A 17,991-nucleotide genomic window follows, 5' to 3' on the forward strand; every position below is an offset into this window, starting at 1 on the left:
TTTGCGCATTGCGGCGGCGAACCACAAGCAGCCGCGATTGGCGTCGGGCAGGGTCCGCTAAGCCGCGGCGCCGGCTCCGCCGCGATCAAGCCGGATAGACGTTCAGCCCTTGCAGGGTCTTCAGCATCTCGTTCTTGTCCTGGCTGACGAAGTCCTTGTCCGTCGCGCCGGGGTCGGCGGCGATGGCCGCCGTGACCAGTCCGACTTCCTCGTTCGAGACCCAGTCCGGCTGGTAGCGCTTGCGCGCCCAGGTGATCACCGGACCCAGCACCTGTGCGGCGATGCGGGGCCCGTCGCCGGCTTCCACGGAAAGGACCTGGCGCATCATCAGGAGCGCTGCCTGCTGCATGCTGATGATCGATGCGTCCTTCACGGGCGTCACCGCGCTGCCGCCGAGGATCACCTGGTAGCTGCCGGCGCGGGGCAGGCGCGGGACCCAGGCCCGGGCCGTCGCCATATGGGCCGTGGTCATGGCGACGAAATACCGTTGCCACTCGTCCTGCGAGACCTCCCACAAGGGCTTGCCCTGCCACCAGCCGCCGATCGAGGCGACGACGTCCGTGACGGCGCCGAAGTCGGTCGTTATCCGCTCGGCCGCCGCGTCGGCCGCCTCGAACCCGGTGTAGTCGCCGACCACGAAATCGAGCCGTTCCGGCCGGCCGAGGTCGGACAGCACCTGCCGGAAGCGCTCCACCTTGCTCTCGGTGCGCGACGGTACGACAACGTGCGCACCGGTCTTCAGCCAGGCGCGGACGATGCCTTCGCCGACATCGCCCGTGCCCCCGGCGATGACGACGCGCCGGTCGCCAAGGTCGGGATAACGGGCCTTTGCAAGGTCGATGATCTCCGCCATCTCACAGGCCTTCGCTGCGCACGTACTCCGCGACGCCGGTCGGCTGGATGTGCGGATAGCGGTCGTTGGCGATCGACTGCAGCTTGGCCTTTCCCGACAGCATCGCGCGCCAGTACATCAGCGGCAGCCAGGCGTACATGTTTGCCGGCTCCGCCTGCCGGCGCCGTTCCAGTTCGGCGTCGAGATCGGCGAGGCTGCCCATCTTTTCGACGGTGATGGATTTGCCCGAGCCCTCTTCATAGGCCTTGACCAGCCCATGGAAATCCAGCGTTTCGCCGGCGACCGACAGGACGCCCGGCAGCGGCGCGTCGTCGACGGCGGCCTCGGCGGTGAAGCGCGCGGCGTCGGCGTAGGTGGTGAAGTCCATTTCCTTGTCGCCGTCGCCCCAGAGGAAGGCGCGGCCTTCGCCGAGATCGAAGGCGCCGAGGAAGCCGAAGGTGACCTTCTTGTCGTTGAAGGCACCGATCTGGATCTGGACGACTTCGACGTCGCCGCGCGCGTCTTCTGCAGCGCGGGCAAAGGCGCGGCGATCGTCGGAATTGATGTTGTCGCCCTCGTCGAGGCCGAAGATGTTGTAGGAGAAGTTGGACGGGATGAACCGGCGCACGCCCGCCTTTCGTGCCGCCTCCAGCAGGCGGAGCTGGGCGTCGACGATGATGTCGGGACCGCCCTGGACGGCCGAGATCACCGTGAAGGCGCCGCCCACGGCCTCTTCCAGCGCGGCGCCCTGGTCCGCGGTCGCCAGGTCGAGTTCGACGACCTCGACACCGCGCTCGCGAAGGGCCGCGACCTTGGCGACGCTTTCGGGCCTGACGAGGACGCGCAGCTTCACCTCCGGCTTTGCCAGAAGCTGCTCTGCGATCAGGGAGCCCAGGTCACCGGTTGCCCCCGCGAGTACCACTGTCTTGCTCGTTTCGGTCATGTCTTGCCTCGTCCTGACGTTTTCCTGGAAGTGCGGTGAACGGGGAACGGCATGCGTTCGTTCCGGATCAGCACTTGGTTCTTCTTTGTAACTCGGTATAGATATTAGGCTCTGATCAGGCGCCGCAAGACGGCACAGAGGTGATACCGGGGTCACATGCACGGAACCGAAATGCCCATCCGCCACACGGCCGACTGCATGAAGGCCTCGCAGGTGCTGTCGCGCATTGCGGGAAAGTGGAGCGTGCTCGTCATCATGCTGCTCAGGACGCACCCGCTCCGGTTCAGCGAACTGAAGCGGGGCATCGAGGGCATTTCCCAGCGCATGCTGACCCTGACGCTACGCAATCTGGAGCGCGACGGCCTGGTGACGCGGACGGTGACGCCGTCGATCCCGCCGCGGGTCGACTACGAACTGACGGAACTCGGCCATTCGCTCGCCGGACCGATCGAGGCCGTCGGCACCTGGGCGTTCCGCAACATGGCCCGGATCGAGGCCGCGCAGGCCCGCTACGACGCCAAGAAATAGGCGCCGAGCGAAAGCGCTCGCAGGGGCCGAGCGGAAGATGTCTGGAGGGTCTGGGAGATAAGGTGGCTCCCCGGGCCGGACTCGAACCAGCGACCCAGCGGTTAACAGCCGCTTGCTCTACCAACTGAGCTACCGGGGAACAGACGGTCGCGAACGACCGAGGCCCGTCCTATATCAAATCCCCGTCGCAATTGCCAAGGCCCAAATCGCCATGTTTTTTCACAGCGAAACGTTTTCCACCTGCAAGGACGGCGGACGTCCCTTCCGCCGGTTTTCTGGCCGGGCGGGCTGCTGTCGAAAGGTCAATGCATGACGAAGGTCCGCCTCGGCAATCGCAGCATCTCGCTGCCGGGATCGCGCATTGCCCGCATCGTCATCGGCGTGCTCCTCGTCATCGGCGGCGTGCTCGGCTTCCTGCCCGTCGTCGGGTTCTGGATGTTGCCGCTTGGCATCCTGGTGCTTTCCATCGATCTGGCGCCGGTCCGCCGGCTCCGGCGGCGCGTCGAGGTGTGGTGGGAAAAGCGTCGCCGGCGCCGCAACGGCGAGACCGAGAAGGGCCGCTGGACCGCGCGCGAAAACGGCTCTTGAGCGAAATGTCGCCTCAGGGCGCGATGAGCACCGTCGCGCCGAGGGCAAGGGCGCCGATCATCAGCACCGCATAGATGCCGGCGTGGAAGACGCTGGCGGCGGCAAAAAGCCCCAGGGCCCGGTTGAGGTCGCCATCCGCCAGTTCCTTCTTGCCGCTGTCGTTGACGAAGTCGTCGTCGATGACGACGCCGGCATAGACGCGCGGGCCGGCAAGCGCGATGTCGAGGGCGCCGGCAAAGGCGGCCTCCGGCCATCCGGCGTTCGGCGAGCGGTGTTTCCTGGCATCGCGGAGCGCGGTGCGGAGCGCCTTTTTCGCGGCCGCGCGGTCGGCGAGCAAGGCTGCACCGGCGATGACGAGGGCGGAGAGCCGGGCCGGCACGAGGTTGGCGGTATCGTCGAGCCGGGCCGCGGCCCAGCCGAACTCCGAATAGCGGGCGTTGCGGTGGCCGATCATGGAATCGGCCGTGTTGAGCGCCTTATAGGCAAGGAGGCCGGGCAGGCCGAAAATCGCGAACCAGAAGGCCGGCGCCACCACGGCGTCGGAGAAATTTTCCGCCAGCGATTCGGTCGCCGCACGCACGATGCCCGATTCGTTCAGCCGGTCGGGATCGCGGCCGACCACCTTGGCGACCGCCTCGCGGCCGCCCTTGAGCCCGTCGGCCAACAGCGCGTCGCGGACAATGGCGACGTGCTCGTAGAGCCCGCGCTGGGCGATCAGGATCGAGGCGAGGAGGCCGATGGCGAAATCGCCGAAAGGCAGGCGGGACAACCCCATCTGCAGGGCGATGCCGATGCCTGCGGCGACGCAGAGGAGAACGAGGACGGCAAGGACGCCGCCGCCGCGCCGGCGGCCGTCGGCGGCGTCTTCCAGATTGAGCTTGCGGTCGAGGACGTCGATCAGGTGTCCGAACAGCACCACGGGGTGGGGCAGGCGGCGCCACACCGGATCCGGATCGCCAACAAGCGCATCGACAATGAGGGCGAGAAGAAGGGCTGCGAGCGTTTCGGGAAACATGGAGGTCCTGGGGCCGGCTTTGCAGGATTTCGCCCTTCGTTAGTGCATCGGCGCGCCTGGCAAAAGCGGAAAAACCCGCAGTCCGGACGCGCGCCGCGACGGCGCCGGACAATCGGCAAAGGCTTTGGAAAACCGGAAAGGAAAATTGGAGGCCACGCCCGGAATCGAACCGGGGTATACGGATTTGCAGTCCGCTGCGTCACCACTCCGCCACGTGGCCGTCGCGTTCACACGTTCGTGAAACAGCAATGGTAGCAGCGTCATTATCAAAGCTTGTGTCCGACCTCAATCGCAAAAACTCACAAGGTGAAGAAACGGACCCTTCGCGGCCGATGCGGCAAATGGCCGGGCGGCATCGAGGCCGGCGGGATTGCGGCTTCTTCTTGCCAGCGGCCGTTGGCGGGGCTAATCAATCGGGCACGGCCGGCGACGGCCGGATCGCCGGAACGGGGCGCTGCGGCATCTTTTCCTCCGGACGATCGGTTGAGGCGAGGGACGTCACCGGCACCGCCGGCGGCTCCGGCAAGCGGCGGAGACCCCAGATGGTCGATTTCACCACAGCGCGCAGGAAGATGGTCGACAGCCAGCTTCGCACCAGCAACGTCACCCATTACGGGGTGCTGGCGGCGATGGGCGAGGTGCCGCGCGAGGATTTCGTGCCGGCGGCCCAGCGCTCGCTCGCCTATATCGACGAAGACCTGCTTTTGAAGGACGCCGATGCCGGCGAGCCGGCGCGCTACCTGACGCGGCCGGCGCCGTTCGCCCGGCTGGTGCAGCTCGTTGCGCCCGAGGCCGACGACGTCGCGCTTCTGGTCGGCGCCGGCGGCGGCTATGGCGCTGCCGTTCTGGCGAAGATGGTCAGTGCCGTGGTGGCGCTGGAATGCGACGAGGAACTGGCCAAGGAAGCCGGCAAGACGCTGGACGAACTCGGCATCGACAATGCGGCCGTCGTCGTCGGGCCGCTCCAGGCCGGGTGGCCGGGCGAGGGACCCTATGACGTTATCCTGGTCGACGGCGCCGTGGACAAGCTGCCCGACGGATTGCTCGACCAGTTGAAGGACGACGGGCGCCTTGTTGCCGTGGAGGGCCACGGCCTTGCCGGCAAGGCGATCGTCTACACCCGCTCCGACGACGAGGTCAGCGGACGGCTCGGGTTCAATCTGGCGTTGCGGTCGCTGCCGGGCTTCGAGAAAGAGCCGGAATTCACGTTCTAGTACGGTGTAATCGCGATTTCTTGCGGTTGTCCCGGACACTCGGCCTATCGATATCGGGGGCGGGGCGCCCGGTTGCGGTCTGTGGCGAATCGACCTGTTGCGCTTTAGCCGCACACCTGACGATTTCTTAAGATGCCCTTAAGGTGCCTGTTTCGGGTACTGCGGCTTTTCATTATTGTATCCCCCAGTGACAGACGAAGGGGCAGGAGGCGGTGCTTTTGCCCCGGCTGAATGAGTCTGCGTGAGGTTCGCTTCCGTGTTGCGCGTAAAAACGGCCACCCTGACATTGCTTCTCGCCCTTGCCGTCGCCCTTTCCGTCGGCCAGGGCGCGCGCGCCCAGACCTTGATGCAGGCGCTGGCAGAGGCCTACAACAATAACCCGACATTGAACCAGGCAAGGGCCCAGCTCCGGGTCACCGACGAGGGCGTGCCGATCGCCAAGTCGACGGGTCGGCCGACGGCGACCGCATCGCTGGAACACGGCCATGTGTCGAGCTGGTCGACGTCGCCGGGCAACGGCCTGCCGCACTATTCCTCGCACTACAATCCCTCGACCGTGGCGCTGCAGATCGTGCAGCCGATCTTCCAGGGCTTCCGGACCCGCAACAGCATCAAGCAGGCCGAGGCGTCGGTTCTCGCCCAGCGCGAGTCCCTGAAGAACACCGAGCAGCAGGTGCTGCTCGACGCGGTCACCGCCTATATGGACGTTATCCGCGACGGCGCCATCGTGCAGCTTCGCGAGCGCGACCTGGAATTCCTCGACGAGCAGGTCGGCGCCTCGCGCGACCGCTTCGAGGTTGGCGAGGGCACCCGCACCGACGTCTCCCAGGCACAGGCCCGCGCCGCCAGCGCCCGTTCGGAGCTGAACCTTGCGCGCGCCAATTTGACGACCAGCCGGGCGGTGTTCCAGCAGATCATCGGCATCAAGCCGCAGCGGCTCGTCGGCCGCACCAAGGTCTACGGCACGCTGCCGAAATCGGTCGACGGCGCGCTGCAGATCGGCCGCGCGGAACACCCGGCGATCCGCGCCAGCGAGATGAACATCGACGCCGCGCTCTATGCGGTGAAGGTGGTCGAGGCGGAAATGCTGCCGACGATGACGCTGGAAGGCAATCTCAGCCGCCAGTGGCAGCCGTCGTCGAGCTTCGACGGCCGCGTCGATACCGCCTCCATCTACGGCCGCATCCGGGTGCCGCTCTACCAGGGCGGCGGCGTCTCGGCGCGGGTGCGCCAGGCCAAGGAAGAGCTCGGCGTTGCCCGCATCCAGCTCGACGTCAACCGCGATCTGGTGCAGGCCAACATCGTCGCCTCCTGGGGCCAGTTGCAGGCCGCCATGGCCTCCATCGTCGCCGGGCGGGCAGCGGTCGCCGCCAACCAGCTCGCCCTTGACGGCGTCATCGAGGAGCAGAAGGTCGGCCAGCGCACGACGCTCGACGTGCTCGACGCCCAGCGCGAGCTGATCAACGCCCGCGTGTCGCTGGTCACGGCGGAGCGCAACAAGGTGGTCGCCGCCTATGCGCTGCTGTCCACGGTCGGCCGCCTCAAGGCGGAAAGCCTCGGGCTTCAGGTCACGGCCTACAACCCCGAGGCGCACTTCGAAAAGGTCGAGGACAAGTGGTTCGGCCTGCGCACTCCGGACGGTCGCTGAGCCTGTCGCGGGGCCCGCAAAGCGCGCTTTTCCACAACAAAGAATTCCGGTGAATACATGTGGGCCGTCCGGCCGGCGGGATTCCTTACCGCCGGTGCGGCGTCTATAGTGTGGGTTGACCGAATCGCCGAAAGCATCGGTGGGTAAGTGGAAAGAGTAGCGCGGGAGCAAGCGGGCAAATGGCCAAAGTCAATCAGGACCAAGAGCCGTCGATGGAGGAGATCCTGGCGTCGATACGCCGGATCATTTCCGACGACGAGAGCGCTCCTGCGCCCGGCGATGCTGCCGTTGCCGAGGCATCGCCGCCGGAGCCCGATCTGGAGCCTGATGCCGACCTGTCCCAGGACGACCTGGACGCCCTGTTCGATACGCCTGCTCCGGAACCGGAGCCTGAGCCGGAACCCGAGCCGGAGCCGGACACCGAGCTTTCCCAGGACGATCTCGATGCCCTGTTCGACGCGCCGACAGCACCCGAACCGGAGCCTGAGCCCGAACCGGAGCCTGAGCCTGAGCCGGAACCCGAGCCGGAGCCGGAGACCGATGTCCTCGACCTGACCGAGGACCTGGTGGAGACGGACGACGGCGGCTTCGATGTGGAATTCGCCGAGTTCGAGGCAGCGGAAGAGCCGGAGGCAGAAGCCGAGCCGGAACCTGAGCCCGAACCTGAACCGGAGCCGCAACCGCAGCCGGATCTCGCGGCTCTTGCCTCGGCCGCGCGCGCCGAGGCGCCGGACGAGCCGCTGCTGTCGCCGACCTCCGATGCGGCGGTTTCAGCCGCCTTCGGCAATCTCGCCCACACGATCCTGTCCAACAACGCCCGCACGCTGGAGGATCTCGTCGGCGAGATGCTGCGGCCGATGCTGAAGACCTGGCTCGACGACAATTTGCCGGCGCTGGTCGAACGCCTCGTGCGCCAGGAGATCGAACGAGTCTCGCGCGGCCGCTGATCCGAGGCATTCGCCGCCGGCGGACGGTCGCGTCCGTCGGGGATTTGCCGTCCGTTTCGCCGCGCCGGGGCCTGCCGCGACGCGAACGCATGGGTGGGGCGGTTGACTTCGCCCCGCCCATTCGCTTTACCAGCGCCGTGCAGCAATGCCAGTGCCTTGCGGCGCTGTCAGGGCCTTGCGGCAAGGGACCTTCTTCGCGGACCGGATTTCATGCTCGACAAAACTTATGACGCGGCCTCGATCGAGTCGCGCATCTACGACCTCTGGGAAGACACCGGCGCCTTTCGCGCCGGCGCCGGACCGCGGGGCGGCGACGACACCTATTGCATCGTCATCCCGCCGCCGAACGTCACCGGCTCGCTGCATATGGGCCACGCCCTCAACAACACCCTGCAGGACGTGCTGATCCGCTTCGAGCGCATGCGCGGCAAGGACGTGCTGTGGCAGCCGGGCACCGACCATGCCGGCATCGCCACCCAGATGGTCGTCGAGCGCCAGCTCGCCGAGCGCCAGGAGCCGGACCGACGCACTCTCGGGCGCGAAACGTTCGTGGAGCGGATCTGGGAGTGGAAGGCCCATTCCGGCGGCACCATCATCAACCAGCTCAAGCGCCTCGGCGCCTCCTGCGACTGGAGCCGCGAGCGCTTCACCATGGACGAGGGCCTGTCGAAGGCCGTCCTCAAGGTGTTCGTGGCGCTCCACAAGGACGACCTCATCTACAAGGACAAGCGGCTGGTCAACTGGGACCCGAAGCTGCACACGGCGATCTCGGACCTGGAAGTCCAGCAGGTCGAGATGAAGGGCCATCTCTGGCACCTGCGCTATCCGCTGGAGGGCGGCGCGACCTACGAGGCGCCGGTCGCCTGGGACGAGGAAGGAACGCCGACCGCGTTCGAGACCCGCGACTACATCGTCGTCGCGACGACGCGTCCGGAGACCATGCTCGGCGACACGGCCGTTGCGGTCCATCCGGAAGATCCGCGCTACAAGGACCTGATCGGCAAGAACGTCGTCCTGCCGCTCACCGGCCGGCGCATCCCGATCGTTGGCGACCACCATGCCGACCCGGAGGCCGGTTCCGGCGCGGTCAAGATCACGCCCGCCCACGACTTCAACGACTTCGAGGTCGGCAAGCGCCACGACCTGCCGCAGATCAACATTCTCGACATCGAGGCCAACCTGGTGCTCGACGGCAATGGCGATTTCCTTGCCAGCCTGGAAGAGAGCGCCGAGCTTGCCGAGACGCTGAAGCTTCATGGCGTCGACCGCTTCGAGGCGCGCAAGGTCATCGTGGAGCGCATGGATGCTGCCGGGCTGCTCGACCACATCGAGGACCACACGCACATGGTCCCGCATGGCGACCGCGGCGGCGTGCCGATCGAGCCGTATCTGACGGACCAGTGGTATGTGGATGCGGCGACGCTGGCCAAGCCCGCCATCGCCTCGGTCCGCGAAGGGCGCACGGCGTTCGTCCCAAAGACCTGGGAAAAGACCTATTTCGAGTGGATGGAGAACATCCAGCCCTGGTGCATCTCGCGCCAGCTCTGGTGGGGGCACCAGATCCCGGCCTGGTACGCTCCTGCGCCCCGCATTGATAACGGGAAGCTGTTATTTTTCCCGCACGATCCCGTTTTTTTTGTGGAACAAACCGAAGCGGATGCGCTGTCGACTGCGGACAAAATGTTTGCTCAGACTTTCGGTGATCGGAAGATCGAATGGATAGAGGTTTCGTCTCCATCTGAAGCAGAACAGGTCTTGCGGGAGACTGCAAAAAAATATGTGCCGGGCAGTACGGATCCGATCTCATATCCATATTGGAGAGATCCCGATGTCCTCGACACCTGGTTCTCCTCTGCGCTCTGGCCGTTCTCCACGCTCGGCTGGCCGGACCAGACGCCGGAGCTGCAGCGCTACTACCAGACGGACGTTCTGATCACTGCCTTCGACATCATTTTCTTCTGGGTTGCCAGGATGATGATGATGGGTCTTCACTTTATGGATGAAGAACCCTTCCACACCGTCTACATCCACGCCCTGGTCCGCGACGAGAAGGGCCAGAAGATGTCGAAGTCGAAGGGCAACGTCATCGATCCCCTGGAGCTGATCGACGAATACGGCGCCGACGCCCTGCGCTTCACGCTGGCCGCGATGGCCGCGCAGGGCCGCGACATCAAGCTGGCGCCGACACGGGTCGCCGGCTATCGCAACTTCGCGACCAAGCTGTGGAACGCCACCCGCTTTGCCGAGATGAACGGCTGCGTCCGGGTTGCCGGCTTCGATCCGGCGACGGCCAAGGAGCCGGTCAATCGCTGGATCGCGACGGAGACGGCGCGCTGCGCCGCCGCCGTCCGCGACGGGCTTGAGACCTACAAGTTCAACGAGGCGGCCGGCTCGCTCTACCGCTTCGTCTGGAACACCTTCTGCGACTGGTACCTGGAACTGGCCAAGCCGATCCTGACCGGCCCCGACGGGGCGGCCAAGGACGAGGTGCGGGCAACCGCTGCCTGGGCGATCGACCGCATCCTCCAACTCCTGCACCCGTTCATGCCGTTCGTGACGGAAGAGCTGTGGCAGCGCACCGGCGAGGACGGTCCGGCCCGCGAGGGCATGTTGATCCACACGGCCTGGCCGGAGCTCGACTTTGCCGACACCGATGCGGCAGACGAACTCAACTGGCTGGTCGAGGTGATCTCGGCCGTGCGCTCGGTCCGTGCGGAGATGAACGTGCCGGCCGGTGCCCGCACGCCGCTCGTGGTGCTCGGGGCGGATGAGGCGCTCAAGGCCCGGTTCGACACCCAACTGCCGGCGATCGAGCGGCTTGCCCGGGTCGACGACCTGGCATTTGCCGACACGGCGCCGGCGGAATCCGCCCAGATCGTCATCGGGGCTGCGACGATCTGTCTGCCGCTTGCCGGCGTCGTCGATCTCGATGCGGAGCGGGCCCGGCTGGACAAGGAACTGAAGAAGATCGACGGCGACATCACCCGCATCGACAAGAAGCTCGGCAACGAGCAGTTCCTGGCCAAGGCGCCGGAAGAGGTGGTCGAGGGCGAGCGCGAAAAGCGCGAGGAGTTCGTCCAGCTTCGCGCCAAGATGGTCGAGGCGCGGGGCCGTCTCGGGGCTTAGTCCAGGTCAATGCCATTCTTCAAAATGCGCGGGCAAGCCAGATAATCCATCTCGCCAAACACCCTGATCCGTTGTAGAAATCGGCGATACTCTGCGGAACAGTCTTCAGTGAAGTCGGTCCCATTCGAGCGCGCCTGCTTCCTGCTCTTGGCCGTTTTCTGGCTAGGGGTGGATGCCTGCTACTCTCCGCCGAATATATCGGCCCTCGACGAAGCCAATCTTGCCCAGCAAGGATCGCATGACGTTTCTGCGATCCTCCGGGAGGCCGTCACTCATGTCGGCTCACTGTCCCGCGACAAGGATGCGGCAAGCGAAAACGGCTTGGGAAGCGCGGTAGCGCTTCCCGTCGGATCCTTCCTTCGGTCGACTCAGGTGTCGAAACCGAGGCGTGCGCCCGCACGTCCCGAAAAGCCCCGCTTTTCCGCCACTTCCTCCGTTCACCGGGCGAGAGCGCCGCCGCTGTTCGCCTGAAGATCCGACATCATCGGAAAGACAAATGGCGCGCCGAATGCGCTGCGCGCCTGCCTGGTCGGCCGTCTGTATGGCTGCCGTTCTCATCGCGCCCGCGTGGGTGCAGGGGATTTCCAATGAAACGTGTCATTAATTTCTGGAGCCTGTTGGGCTTCATCTCCGTCGCTGTCTTCCTGGCCTCCGAGATCGCCGCTGCCGGTGCGGCCGTGGTTTGGTCGATCTCTAGCCTCTTCGGGCTGGGGATGGTGCCGACGATCGTTCTGGGTACCCTGGTCGGTGTTCCGAGCCTTTACGGCCTCGTCAAAGCCACCGTTATGGCTTTTCAAGCCGAGACCGATCCGGAGAACAACTGAGGCAAGATGGTCATCGGCTGCGTGCAGTCGTTCCCGACCGTGCCCACATAGCCGGCGAGCTGTGCGAGCCGGTTCCGCGTTTTAGGGACGGACTAAAGCAAACGGCGAAGACAGGCCCGGCGCCGAGCCGGTTCGGCGGCGGGCCTCGGCCGTGCTAACACGAACAGTCCGGCAATCAGGACGCCTGCCCGTTTCTCCATTGCATCGTTTCCTTTTGCGGTCGGGCGTTTCGCCGCAGACCAGTTCAGTCGAGCAACTAAGATACTCAATCCGGGTCCTGGCGATTGCTCCTGCGACCCGTCCTGCGCCGGTTTTCCCCGACCGGCGGAACGGGTTTGACTAACAATTCGGCAACTGCAACAAATTTGGCCATCAGCAGTGCTCCATCGGGCGCCGGGACGCCGCTCAAAGCGGCGGTTTGCCGGATGTTTTTTACCTGGGCGCGGTTTTTCGAATTGGCATGCCGCGTGCTAGGACGGGGGCGATCGCGCCGGGGTTTCCCCACTCACGGCCGCGGCGACGATTAAGGGATGTGGGAAAAGGCGGAGGCGATGAAGAAGATCGAAGCAATTATCAAGCCCTTCAAGCTCGACGAGGTGAAGGAAGCGCTGCAGGATGTCGGCCTGCAGGGCATCACGGTAATCGAGGCCAAGGGGTTTGGCCGGCAGAAGGGTCACACCGAGCTCTACCGGGGCGCGGAATATGTGGTCGACTTTTTGCCGAAGGTGAAGGTGGAGATCGTCCTTGCCGACGATCTGGTGGACAAGGCCGTCGAAGCCATTCGCAGCGCCGCCCAGACCGGGCGGATCGGCGACGGCAAGATTTTCGTCTCGCAGGTCGAACAGGCTATCCGCATCAGAACAGGTGAAACCGGCCTCGAAGCGGTCTAGGATACCGCTCGCGCACCCCGCCTGCTTTCTCAACTGACCGGTCCCGGCCGACAATTTTCGCACGGGACCAGACAAGACCAATCCAACACGTGAAGGAATGTAGCAGATGAGCACTGCCAGCGACGTCCTTAAGAAGATCAAGGACGAAGACATTAAATTTGTTGACCTGCGGTTCTCCGATCCGCGCGGCAAGATGCAGCACCTGACCATGGACGTCGGCATCGTCGACGAGGACATGTTCGCCGACGGTACCATGTTCGACGGGTCGTCGATCGCCGGCTGGAAGGCCATCAACGAGTCCGACATGTGCCTGATGCCGGATCCGACGACCGCGCACATGGATCCGTTCTTCGGCCAGTCGACGCTCGCCATCTTCTGCGACATTCTGGAGCCGTCCACCGGCGAGGACTACAATCGCGATCCGCGCTCCACGGCCAAGAAGGCCGAGGCCTACCTGAAGTCGACCGGCATCGGCGATACCGTCTTCTTCGGTCCGGAAGCCGAGTTCTTCGTCTTCGACGACGTCCGCTTCTCCCGCGATCCCTACGACACCGGCTTCATCATCGATTCCGGCGAGCTGCCGATCAATTCCGGCACCGAATACGACGCCGGCAACCTCGGCCACCGTCCGCGCACCAAGGGTGGCTACTTCCCGGTGCCGCCGGTCGACTCGGCCCAGGACATGCGCTCCGAGATGATCTCGGTGATGGCCGACATGGGCATCAAGACCGAAAAGCACCATCACGAGGTCGGCGCCGCCCAGCACGAGCTCGGCATCATGTTCGATACCCTGACCATGAACGCCGACAAGATGCAGATGTACAAATACGTCGTGCATCAGGTCGCCCATGCCTACGGCAAGACCGCGACCTTCATGCCGAAGCCGGTGTTCGGCGACAACGGCACGGGCATGCACTGCCACCAGTCGATCTGGAAGGACGGCGCCCCGGTGTTCGCCGGCAACCAGTATGCCGACCTGTCCGAGGAATGCCTGTTCTACATCGGCGGCATCCTGAAGCATGCCAAGGCCCTGAACGGCTTCACCAACCCGTCGACCAACTCCTACAAGCGTCTGGTCCCGGGCTATGAGGCGCCGGTGCTTCTGGCTTATTCGGCCCGCAACCGCTCGGCCTCCTGCCGGATTCCGTTTGCGACCTCGCCGAAGGCCAAGCGCGTCGAGGTTCGCTTCCCGGATCCGGCCGCCAACCCGTATCTCGCCTTTGCCGCCATGCTGATGGCCGGCCTCGATGGCATCAAGAACAAGATCCATCCGGGCGATGCCATGGACAAGAACCTCTACGACCTGCCGCCGGAGGAGCTGAAGAACATTCCGACCGTCTGCGGCAGCCTGCGCGAAGCCATCGAGTGCCTCGATGCCGACCGCGAGTTCCTGAAGGCCGGCGGCGTCTTCGACGACGACCAGATCGATGCCTATGTCGAACTGAAGATGGAAGAGGTCCTCGCCTACGAGATGACCCCGCATCCGATCGAGTTCGACCTCTACTACTCGGTCTAAGCATCGCATTTCCGGCGACAGCAACGACTGTCGCCGTCAGAGGGGAAAGCCGGGCCGGAGCGCAAGCGCTCCGGCCCATTTTTTTGTTTTTTTGTCCGACCAGTCCGGCTGGCACCTGCCTTGACAGTCAGGCGGTGCCTCCGACAATGGCGGCGCTTGTTTTTGGGTGAGGGAAGGGCCGTGCCGTGATCGAGCTGTTGACGCCGGAGGAGATGGGACGGGCCGATGCGGCGGCGATCGACGCCGGAACGCCCGGCATCGCGCTGATGGAGGCGGCGGGACAGGCGATCGCAGAGACCGTCAGCAACCGCTTCGCGGACGCCCGCCGCGTCCTCGTCCTTGCAGGTCCCGGCAACAATGGCGGCGACGGTTATGTCGTGGCGCGGCTGCTGGCCGGGCGCGGCTGCGCCGTCACTGTCTGCCAGCTCGGCGATGCGGCCAAACTCAAGGGCGATGCGGCGCTTGCCGCGGCGGCCTGGGGCGGCGCGGTCGGTGCGGCGACGCCGGCTTGCGTCACCGGCCACGACCTCGTCATCGACGCCCTGTTCGGGGCCGGGCTCGCCCGGCCGGTGACGGGGGCCGCCGGCGTGTTGATCGAAGCCGTCAATGCCGATCCGGCCGCCGTCCTTGCCGTCGACCTGCCGAGCGGGGTCTCCGGCGAGACCGGGCTGGCCGAGGGCGCCGCCATCCGCGCCGACGCCACCGTCACCTTCTTCCGCAAGAAGCCCGGGCATCTGCTCTATCCCGGACGCGGGCTTTGCGGACCCGTCGACGTCCACGACATCGGCATTCCTTCTAGCGTCCTCGGTGAGATCGGCCCAAAAACCTTTGCCAACGAGCCGGCGCTGTGGCGCGATCGCTGGCATCCGCCGGTCGCCGAGGGCCACAAATATGCGCGCGGCCATGCCGTCGTCGTCTCCGGGCCGGCATCCGCCACGGGGGCCGCACGGCTTGCGGCGATGGCGGCGCTGAGGGCAGGGGCGGGGCTCGTCTCGCTCGCCTCGCCGCCGAGCGCCGTGCTCGTCAACGCCGCGCACCTGACGGCCGTGATGGTCAAATCCTTCCGCGGCGCGCAGGGGCTCGCGGAGCTGCTGTCCGACGCCCGGCTTAACGCCGTTGCCATCGGTCCGGGCATCGGGACAGGGTCCGGGACCAAAGACCTCGTTGGCGCCTGCCTCGTCGGTACGCGGGCCGTGGTGCTCGATGCCGACGCGCTGACGGCATACCGGAATGAGCCACAAGGCCTCTTCGGTGCCATTGCGGGACACTCCGGGCCGGGCGTGGCGATGACGCCGCACGAGGGCGAGTTTTCCCGGCTTTTTCCGGACCTGGGAGGCGGCGACCGAGGTGCTTGCGGTGTCTCGAAACCGGACAGGGCGCGCGTCGCGGCGGCCAGGAGCGGCGCCGTTGTCGTCCTCAAAGGTCCCGATACGGTCATTGCCGCGCCGGACGGGCGTGTCGCGATCAACGCCAACGCGCCGCCGTGGCTGGCGACTGCCGGCTCCGGGGACGTGCTCACCGGCATCGTTGCCGGGCTTCTTGCCCAGAAGATGCCGCCCTTCGAGGCGGCGGCCATGGCGGTCTGGATGCACGGAAAAGCGGCCTCGCGCTTCGGTCCCGGCATGATCGCGGAGGACCTTGCCCCGGCGCTTCCGGCGGTGTTCGCCGACCTTCTCGGCCTCGCCGATTAAGCGGCTACCGCACCTTTCGAAAATCCCGTCAACGCTTCGTTTGTCCTTTGGTGAAGCCGGCCGCGACCAGCGCCGTCGATGGCGCGGGCATTGCAGCTTCTGGCCCATCATCAACGGAGTGTTCCGTTTTCGAACGGGAGGCGCGAGGACCATGAAATTCTTTGCAGCGATCGCCGTCGCCATCGGCGCGGTGCTGTTCTACGAGGCGGGTTTCGACGTCGACCGGCTGCCGATGACCCTTGTCTGGTTCGCGGTTGCCACCACAGGTGTCATCTGGGCGCTGGCCAAGATCTGAACCGCGGTATTTTTTGGATCTCACGCGGGTTCGCTTCGCTCACCGCTCCGACAAGGGCGGCCGGCCGGCCGGCGCCCGTTCGGGCTTGCGAACGCTTTGCGTTCGAACTGGCGCCCCAGGAGCCCCGCTGCCGTGCGCCGCGCGGCTGCCCTGCGGCCCTTTTCTGATGGAAAAGCGCCGTTTTTCCTTTGATGGCCGAACATCGGGTGATATAGAGGCGGCGCCTCGGCTTCGGTCGGTTCGGGCGCCCGTTGCGGGCGTGGTGGAATTGGTAGACACGCCAGGTTTAGGTCCTGGTGGCGCAAGCCGTGGGGGTTCAAATCCCTCCGCCCGCACCAAGCTGTCCGCCGGTACCCCCAAGCTGCTCCCGAGCGAACCCCACGGCCCCATGGGCCGGTCGGGCGGTTCGGCGAACATTCAGACGCGCGATACGCAAGGATAGAGCACGTAATGCAGATCAACGAGACCCTGAACGAGGGGCTGAAGCGGGAGCTTTCCGTCGTCGTTCCCGCCGACGAACTGGACAGCCGTCTTGTCAAATACCTGGACGACCTGAAGGACCGCGTCCGGCTGCCGGGATTTCGGCCCGGCAAGGTTCCGCTCGCCCATCTGAAGCGCGTCTATGGCACCGAGGCCATGAAGGAGATCGTCAACGAGACGATCACCGAAACCATTCGCTCCTCCATCGACGGCAAGGACGAGAAGCCGGCCTTCCAGCCGGATGTCGACGTGGAGAACGAGACCCTCGACAACGTCCTGAAGGGCGACGGCGACCTGACCTTCAAGATCAAGTACGAGGTGCTGCCGGAGTTCGAACTCGGCGACTTCAAGTCGATCAACATCGAGCGCCCGGTGGCCGAGGTCACCGACGAGGAGGTCGAGGCCCGGGTCCGCCAGATCGCGGAAGGCAACCAGACCTTCGCGCCGCGCGAAGAGGGTGCCAGCGCGGAGGACGGCGACCGGGTCACCATGTCCTATGTCGGCAAGCTCGACGGCGAGGCCTTCGAGGGCGGCAGCGACGAGAACGGGCAGATCGTGCTCGGCTCCGGCCGCTTCATTCCGGGCTTCGAGGAGCAGATCGTCGGCGCCAAGGTGGGCGACGAAAAGACCATCAAGGTGACCTTCCCCGAGGAATATCCGGCCGAGCATCTGGCCGGCAAGGAAACCGAATTCGACATCGTCATCAAGGAAGTGGCGGCGCCGGAAGAGGTCGTGCTCGACGATGCCTTCGCCTCGCGCTTCGGCATTGAGTCGATGGACAAGCTCAACGAGACCGTCAAGCAGCAGATCGAGAACGAGTTCGCCGGCGAAAGCCGCCAGAAGGTCAAGCGCCAGCTCCTCGACAAGCTCGACGCGCTGCACAAGTTCGAGCTGCCGCCGACGCTGCTCGAGAGCGAGTTCGAGCAGATCTGGAACCAGCTCACCGACAACATGGCCCAGGCCAAGCACAGCTTCGAGGACGAGGACACCACCGAGGAAAAGGCGCGCGAGGAGTATATGACCATCGCGGAACGCCGCGTCCGCCTCGGTCTGGTGCTGTCGGAAATCGGCGAGCGCAACGAGATCAAGGTCACCGAAGAGGAAATGCAGCGGGCCCTCTACGAGAAGGTCAGCCAGTTTCCGGGCCAGGAAAAGCAGGTCGTGGAGTACTACCAGCAGAACCCGACCGCGATGGCCAGCCTCAGGGCGCCGATCTACGAGGACAAGGTCATCGACTATCTGCTGGAGCTCGCCGAGGTCGAGGAAAAGACCGTCACCAAGGACGAGCTCTTTGCCGAGGACGAGGACGACGCCAAGAAGTGACCGCCATCGGCAGGGCGCCCGAACGGCTTTCGCCCGGGCGCTCTTTGCGGGCGTTCCCGGTGCCGCGCGGCCGGGCCGCTAACCACGGCGGTCGAATGACGCTTTTTTATCGGACGGGGTTTGACTAAATA

15 protein-coding genes and 3 tRNA genes are annotated in these 17,991 nt (G+C 65.5%); 13 read left to right on the forward strand and 5 right to left on the reverse strand.

Annotated features, from left to right (window positions below; all coding sequences use genetic code 11):
* Positions 1-85: 85 nt before the first annotated feature.
* Both CH339_RS04020 and CH339_RS04025 read right to left on the reverse strand, forming a co-directional pair.
* Entirely contained in the window at positions 86-853 is a 768-nt protein-coding gene (locus CH339_RS04020; protein ID WP_111432997.1) for an SDR family NAD(P)-dependent oxidoreductase, read from the reverse strand.
* Position 854: 1 nt separating this feature from the next.
* Positions 855-1,775, reverse strand: coding sequence for an NmrA family NAD(P)-binding protein (locus CH339_RS04025; protein ID WP_111432998.1), 921 nt, complete (start codon positions 1,773-1,775; stop codon positions 855-857).
* 171 nt (positions 1,776-1,946) lie between these two features.
* On the opposite strand from CH339_RS04025, the gene CH339_RS04030 reads away from it, so the two are divergent.
* Positions 1,947-2,303 (forward strand): winged helix-turn-helix transcriptional regulator, encoded by a 357-nt coding sequence (locus CH339_RS04030; RefSeq protein WP_244668978.1) that lies wholly within the window; start codon positions 1,947-1,949, stop codon positions 2,301-2,303.
* Between the two features lie 63 nt (positions 2,304-2,366).
* On the opposite strand, the gene CH339_RS04035 is transcribed toward CH339_RS04030, so the two are convergent.
* Positions 2,367-2,442 (reverse strand) — tRNA-Asn (locus CH339_RS04035).
* A 170-nt stretch (positions 2,443-2,612) separates the two neighbouring features.
* Here CH339_RS04035 and CH339_RS04040 point away from each other — a divergent pair.
* Entirely contained in the window at positions 2,613-2,891 is a 279-nt protein-coding gene (locus CH339_RS04040) for a hypothetical protein (protein ID WP_111433000.1), read from the forward strand.
* A gap of 13 nt (positions 2,892-2,904) precedes the next feature.
* Here CH339_RS04040 and cbiB read toward each other — a convergent pair whose 3' ends face one another.
* Positions 2,905-3,906, reverse strand: a complete 1,002-nt coding sequence (gene cbiB / locus CH339_RS04045) for an adenosylcobinamide-phosphate synthase CbiB (RefSeq protein WP_111433001.1) — start codon at positions 3,904-3,906, stop codon at positions 2,905-2,907.
* Positions 3,907-4,052: 146 nt separating this feature from the next.
* Positions 4,053-4,126: transfer RNA gene (locus tag CH339_RS04050), tRNA-Cys, on the reverse strand.
* A gap of 322 nt (positions 4,127-4,448) precedes the next feature.
* Here CH339_RS04050 and CH339_RS04055 point away from each other — a divergent pair.
* The 11 genes from CH339_RS04055 to tig all read left to right on the forward strand — a co-directional run bounded on the left by CH339_RS04055 (position 4,449) and on the right by tig (position 17,860).
* Positions 4,449-5,120, forward strand: coding sequence for a protein-L-isoaspartate O-methyltransferase family protein (locus CH339_RS04055; protein WP_111433002.1), 672 nt, complete (start codon positions 4,449-4,451; stop codon positions 5,118-5,120).
* A 241-nt stretch (positions 5,121-5,361) separates the two neighbouring features.
* Positions 5,362-6,768 carry a TolC family outer membrane protein gene (locus tag CH339_RS04060; protein WP_245408096.1) on the forward strand — a complete coding sequence of 469 codons (1,407 nt, stop codon included), beginning with the start codon at positions 5,362-5,364 and terminating at the stop codon, positions 6,766-6,768.
* 179 nt (positions 6,769-6,947) lie between these two features.
* Positions 6,948-7,715, forward strand: coding sequence for a PopZ family protein (locus CH339_RS04065; protein ID WP_111433003.1), 768 nt, complete (start codon positions 6,948-6,950; stop codon positions 7,713-7,715).
* Between the two features lie 210 nt (positions 7,716-7,925).
* A complete protein-coding gene (locus CH339_RS04070; RefSeq protein WP_111433004.1) occupies positions 7,926-10,841 on the forward strand; it encodes a valine--tRNA ligase in 2,916 nt (971 codons plus the stop codon).
* A 587-nt stretch (positions 10,842-11,428) separates the two neighbouring features.
* Complete coding sequence (locus CH339_RS04075) at positions 11,429-11,665, forward strand: hypothetical protein (RefSeq protein ID WP_111433005.1); 237 nt, start codon at positions 11,429-11,431, stop codon at positions 11,663-11,665.
* A gap of 551 nt (positions 11,666-12,216) precedes the next feature.
* Entirely contained in the window at positions 12,217-12,555 is a 339-nt protein-coding gene (locus tag CH339_RS04080) for a P-II family nitrogen regulator (RefSeq protein ID WP_111433063.1), read from the forward strand.
* 106 nt (positions 12,556-12,661) lie between these two features.
* The gene (glnA, locus tag CH339_RS04085) at positions 12,662-14,071 is read left to right on the forward strand and encodes a type I glutamate--ammonia ligase (RefSeq protein WP_111433006.1); all 1,410 of its coding nucleotides are present in this window, start codon (positions 12,662-12,664) and stop codon (positions 14,069-14,071) included.
* A 212-nt stretch (positions 14,072-14,283) separates the two neighbouring features.
* Complete coding sequence (locus CH339_RS04090) at positions 14,284-15,762, forward strand: NAD(P)H-hydrate dehydratase (protein ID WP_184443294.1); 1,479 nt, start codon at positions 14,284-14,286, stop codon at positions 15,760-15,762.
* A 151-nt stretch (positions 15,763-15,913) separates the two neighbouring features.
* A complete protein-coding gene (locus CH339_RS24570) occupies positions 15,914-16,057 on the forward strand; it encodes a hypothetical protein (protein ID WP_170138398.1) in 144 nt (47 codons plus the stop codon).
* 253 nt (positions 16,058-16,310) lie between these two features.
* Positions 16,311-16,395, forward strand: a tRNA-Leu gene (locus CH339_RS04095).
* Positions 16,396-16,507: 112 nt separating this feature from the next.
* A complete protein-coding gene (gene tig, locus CH339_RS04100; RefSeq protein WP_111433007.1) occupies positions 16,508-17,860 on the forward strand; it encodes a trigger factor in 1,353 nt (450 codons plus the stop codon).
* Positions 17,861-17,991 lie beyond the last annotated feature (131 nt).

Origin of the sequence: Rhodobium orientis, assembly GCF_003258835.1 — a bacterium.
In the GTDB taxonomy this organism is placed as follows: Bacteria; Pseudomonadota; Alphaproteobacteria; order Rhizobiales; family Rhodobiaceae; genus Rhodobium; species Rhodobium orientis.